This window comes from Corynebacterium sp. TAE3-ERU12 (assembly GCF_019209905.1).
GTDB lineage: Bacteria > Actinomycetota > Actinomycetes > Mycobacteriales > Mycobacteriaceae > Corynebacterium.
The window spans coordinates 1-1,385 of sequence record NZ_JAHUTM010000006.1; the positions used below are offsets into that span (position 1 = coordinate 1).

The window sequence follows — 1,385 nt, forward strand, 5'->3', positions numbered from 1 at the left end:
GAGACGTGATGCGTACCCAGTTGTGGGGAAGTCGGTGATCCTATGCTGCCGAGAAAAGCCTCTAGCGATGTGATGTCATGGCCCGTACCCGAAACCGACACAGGTAGTCAGGTAGAGAATACTAAGGCGATCGGGATAACTGTGGTTAAGGAACTCGGCAAAATGCCCCCGTAACTTCGGGAGAAGGGGGGCCATTGCGTGTGACCCACTGTTCGTGGTGAGCGTGTGATGGCCGCAGTGAGTAGAGGGAAGCGACTGTTTACTAAAAACACAGGTCCGTGCGAAAACGTGGAAGTTGATGTATACGGACTGACGCCTGCCCGGTGCTGGAAGGTTACGAGGACCTGTTAGAGCCCTTGTGGTTCGAAGCGGAGAATTTAAGCCCCAGTAAACGGCGGTGGTAACTATAACCATCCTAAGGTAGCGAAATTCCTTGTCGGGTAAGTTCCGACCTGCACGAATGGCGTAACGACTTCCCTGCTGTCTCAACCACAGACCCGGTGAAATTGCAGTACGAGTAAAGATGCTCGTTACGCGCGGCAGGACGAAAAGACCCCGGGACCTTCACTATAGCTTGGCATTGGTGTTCGGTTCGGTTTGTGTAGGATAGGTGGGAGACTTCGATCACATCACGCCAGTGGTGTGTGAGTCGTTGGTGAAATACCACTCTGATCGGATTGGATATCTCAACCTTGGCCCATGATCTGGGTCGGGGACAGTGCCTGGTGGGTAGTTTAACTGGGGCGGTTGCCTCCCAAAGAGTAACGGAGGCGCCCAAAGGTTCCCTCAGCCTGGTTGGCAATCAGGTGTTGAGTGTAAGTGCACAAGGGAGCTTGACTGTGAGACTGACACGTCGAGCAGGTACGAAAGTAGGGACTAGTGATCCGGCACTGGCTTGTGGAAGCGGTGTCGCTCAACGGATAAAAGGTACCCCGGGGATAACAGGCTGATCTTCCCCAAGAGTCCATATCGACGGGATGGTTTGGCACCTCGATGTCGGCTCGTCGCATCCTGGGGCTGGAGTAGGTCCCAAGGGTTGGGCTGTTCGCCCATTAAAGCGGCACGCGAGCTGGGTTTAGAACGTCGTGAGACAGTTCGGTCTCTATCCGCCGCGCGCGTGGAAACTTGAAAGAAGGCTGTCCCTAGTACGAGAGGACCGGGACGGACGTACCTCTGGTGTGCCAGTTGTTCCGCCAGGAGCATGGCTGGTTGGCTACGTACGGAAGGGATAACCGCTGAAAGCATCTAAGCGGGAAGCCTGTTCTGAGATAAGGTTTCGTATGAGGTTCCCTGTAGATGACAGGGTTGATAGGCCGGATCTGGAAGCACCGTGAGGTGTGGAGGTGACCGGTACTAATACACCGATACAACACACACAAAAATAT

Annotated in this window: 1 rRNA gene; it reads left to right on the forward strand. The window is 54.4% G+C overall.

Going from position 1 to position 1,385, the window contains the following annotated elements:
- Positions 1-1,378, forward strand: a 23S ribosomal RNA gene (locus KRX51_RS10130); the annotation flags it as partial.
- Between the last annotated feature and the right edge of the window lie 7 nt (positions 1,379-1,385).